Source organism: Mycoplana sp. 10N416 (genome assembly GCF_056394765.1).
The window spans coordinates 1-3466 of the sequence record NZ_JBFTIM010000037.1; the positions used below are offsets into that span (position 1 = coordinate 1).

Here is a 3466-nt window from a genome sequence, read left to right on the forward strand (position 1 = left end):
GCCGGCGGGGGCTATCAAGGAAACATGGGCGCCATCGCTGGCTGGAACTCCGCGCGTGTCTATCAGCAGGCAATCGCCCGCATCGGCGCCGCGATCGACGGCAGTTAGATAGTTGCGCCCGCTTCCAGCTTAAAGTCGCCGTGCGACGGTTCAATTTGCTGGCTCCAGTACGATTTATGGCCTGCACGTCGTGAGCAGTGTATGCTGCTTTCCGGCACTCACTGGACACCAGTGATGGCGCCTCTGGGCAGCCTTCGCGCTCTTCAAGACATTCTGCATCACCTGTCGCGCGACGACCTTGAATTTCATCGGCGATTTCAGGCGTGACCAATCCCAGTCCTCGGCGGCAAGAGCTCTGATGTCCGCTATTCGTGTTGGGCGTCCTAACAGCGGACGGTCGGCCGTCGGCCCCAATTCGGCCGGTGTGAAGAGCGTTGGCGGAGATGTCGCTAAAAATTCAAAATGGAAATTCGCATTTGTAGGAAGGTGCAGCCAGGTCCTTGCATCAGCGGGTGCGCAGCACTTGCATATCTTGCCTCTGGCGCTCATTGATTTTAGAGATTCTGAAACATTTGCGAGGACTAAAAGCATGAGGTGGGATAAAAAAACTCCTTGAGGAAGAGACGCATAACTACTGGGTCGCAACTGATTTCCTCAAGGACAAAGGGAATTCCGAAGACGCGTTGTCGCTTTTTTTGAAGCATGTCGGGGACAGCCCCGATACTCATAAGGCATTTGAGGCCGCGCGGCTGGACTGGGAAGGTGCGCGGAATCAATCGGCAATCGGCTCGCGAGGATTAAACGAAGATTGACCAGCGTTCGGAGGAGTGGACACAACCTTTGTCCACTCCTCCAGCAGCTTGCGACGCTGCTCTAGGAAGTCAGTACGACGATAGGCGCGCTCCACTTTGCCGCCAACCGTGTGCCCTAACGTCGTCTCCGCTACTTCGTACGGAGTACTTGTCGCTTCTGCGATCCAATCGCGTAGGCTGGAGCGAAAGCCATGTGGGCGAGCCACCATCCCTCGACGCTCCATCAGCCGCGCCATCGTCGCATCTGAAATCACACCCTTCTTAATGCTCGGAAAGAGGTAGCCGTCGCGAGCAAAAGCCTTTGCCTGTTCAATGATCGCTAGCGCTTCCGGCACAAGTGGGACACGGAAATCAGGCGTCTTGTCCTTGCGCCCTTTTTGCTTTTCGCCGGGGATGGTCCAAACATCGCCTTCGATTTGCTCTAGGCGCAGAAACCGCAACGGCGCCGAGCGCACACCTGTGAGGATCAATAGCCTTAGTGCAAGGTGCGTCGTCGTGCCGTCCGAAAGAGAAGCGTAGAAGGCCGGCACTTCCGCCCACGGTAGCGCGGGTATGTTCCCTGCCTTGTGCCTCTGCTGACCTAGAAGCGCCCTCGCTTTCTCGGTCGCCTGCAAATCCACCTCATGCCCCAAGGCGGCCGCGTGGCGCATGCAGATGGCGAGGCGGTTCAACGCTTTTCGCGCGGTCTCTGCTTTTGAATGCCAAATGGGAGAGAGCGTGTCGCGGATGTCGATCTGATCGATATCACCCACGGGCCTCTTGCCAAGCTTTGGCAGCACATGGATTTCCAGCGGGCTGAACCAGCGACCCGACTTTCCGTCGTTCTTCAGTTCGGCCTTTCGGCTCTCAAACGCATCACTCGCGACGTCCTCCAACAGGTGCAGGCGCTTTTCGGCCTGCCGTCGCTCACGTTCCCGTTCGTTCATCGGATCAAGGCCCTTGGCCAGCACGCCACGCCATTTGTCCGCCGCTCCACGAGCGTCCTTCAGCGACACATCTTGGGCAGAGCCCAGTCCCATTTCGCGACGCCGGCTGTGCATTGTGTAGCGGAGCACCCATTGGCCCGGGCCGTGTTCTCGCTTGTACAGCCACAAGCCGCCACCGTCTGAAAATTTACCGGGGCCGGCATTCTTCACGGTCAAAGCCGAAAGCTTGTTTAATGACCTCGCCATATTGATCCCCCTTTTGATCCCCCTTTCGCTTTTGGCTTTAGGTGAACAAATGCGTACTACGCTGGACGCTCAATGACAAGAAATCGTAGGAAAATCAGCGGATCTGTAATCAAATTGAGCAAAAATGTACCTTGATGGACAAGCATTCAATGCCGGCATGGGGCACCATATTCCGCAGAAGATGCGCCGATTTCAAAAACTTCGTTATCTCGTGGATGGCACCTCCCGCTTTTGATCCACCTTTAAGGTGGGCCTGGCGAACAGCCTGTTGGCGTTGTTGGGACGGGTTACTCTGTCCTGAGCGTCCACACGCATGAATGCGGGATTGCCGATCTGCGCCAGGCACGTCCGACCTGCGATCAAGATCCGTAATGACATTTCGGATCGATGTGACTTTCAATACGAAGGTAGGCAACCTTCACCTTCACCTTCTCCTTCGAAGAAAGCTTGACACCTAGGCATCAGGGGCGGGTGGGACGTCGTCCGACTATGCCGCGGTAGCTACGTGCAGGCTTCTTTATAGGCGTGGCCGCTCGCGGGCGCAGTATCAACCGACCGACGATACACTTCCGTCGACCGTGCGCGGTGCCGACGCTGGTGCGAATCAGTGGGCTCCGCCCTTTGATTCGGGTTGAGTGATAGGGAAGCGTCCCCGGCAAGCGCGAAACCGTCCGACAAATTTGAGGTTGCTCACCTCCAAATGCCGAGCTTCCGGTTGTAAAATTGCGATATTCACAGATTTTTCCTGATTTTCGCCTGCCGCGCGAATTTTTTGTATGTCGCGGCCTGCATCTTTCAGAAAACGCTAATGTTTTCAGTGGGCGCTGATGGGATTCAGTTGTATCGATAAGTTGTCGCAGGCAATTCGTACCGGGTTGTTGCCTCAATTTGGGCAAACCGGATTTCTGCAACTATTTCAAAAAACAGTTCTCCGATCATCCGGATAATGTGGCAGCAATGAGGCCATTCTTCTCAGTTCTTTTATTGGGTTAGTGCTGTTGCGCCTCCGAAAACGCTGAACTATTAGTCCCGCCGTACCGCCGGAATAACCAAAACTATTATCCGGCACCCATAGAAGTAGTAACCACCGTCTCCAAAGGGTTTAGGGTGGGGAGAAAGGCTAAGAAGCAGTGACAAGCAACATTCGCGATGTAACCAAAGCCGGAGTCCAGGCTGAAACGACGCTCGTCGACCTCATCGGCAATGCCATCAACGAAAACAGCCAGACTGCGGCTCTGACGCTTGAGAAGATCTTCGATCGTCTGTCGAAGATCACCGACCACGACAACGACGCCGGCAACAGCTTTGCCGACCGTCTCAGCACAGCCCTCGACAAGCTGCGGTCCGCCCATGACAGCGACAAGGGCTGGAACGGCTCGTCGTCGTCCGACAAGTCGGAAACCACCTCCACGAAGGGCGATCTGGATTCGACGACGGACCTCGCCTCGACGAAGCCGGGTTCGGTGACCGACACCGTATCCA

At 55.9% G+C, this 3466-nt stretch carries 2 protein-coding genes and 1 pseudogene; 2 read left to right on the top strand and 1 reads right to left on the bottom strand.

The window, feature by feature from the left end:
- A pseudogene (locus tag AC1DDS_RS25645) lies at window positions 1–108 on the top strand (lytic murein transglycosylase); the annotation flags it as partial.
- A 664-nt stretch (window positions 109–772) separates the two neighbouring features.
- On the opposite strand, the gene AC1DDS_RS25650 reads toward AC1DDS_RS25645, so the two are convergent.
- Window positions 773–1984: a tyrosine-type recombinase/integrase gene (locus tag AC1DDS_RS25650; protein WP_477481421.1), complete on the bottom strand. Its 1212-nt coding sequence runs from the start codon at window positions 1982–1984 to the stop codon at window positions 773–775.
- Window positions 1985–3114: 1130 nt separating this feature from the next.
- Here AC1DDS_RS25650 and AC1DDS_RS25655 point away from each other — a divergent pair.
- The coding region (locus AC1DDS_RS25655; protein ID WP_477481422.1) for a hypothetical protein at window positions 3115–3466 on the top strand (352 nt) is incomplete at its 3' end.

Coding starts and splice junctions, on each gene's coding strand:
- AC1DDS_RS25650 (WP_477481421.1), bottom strand. CDS start 1,984: ATGGCGAGGTCATTAAACAAGCTTTCGGCTTTGACCGTGAAGAATGCC.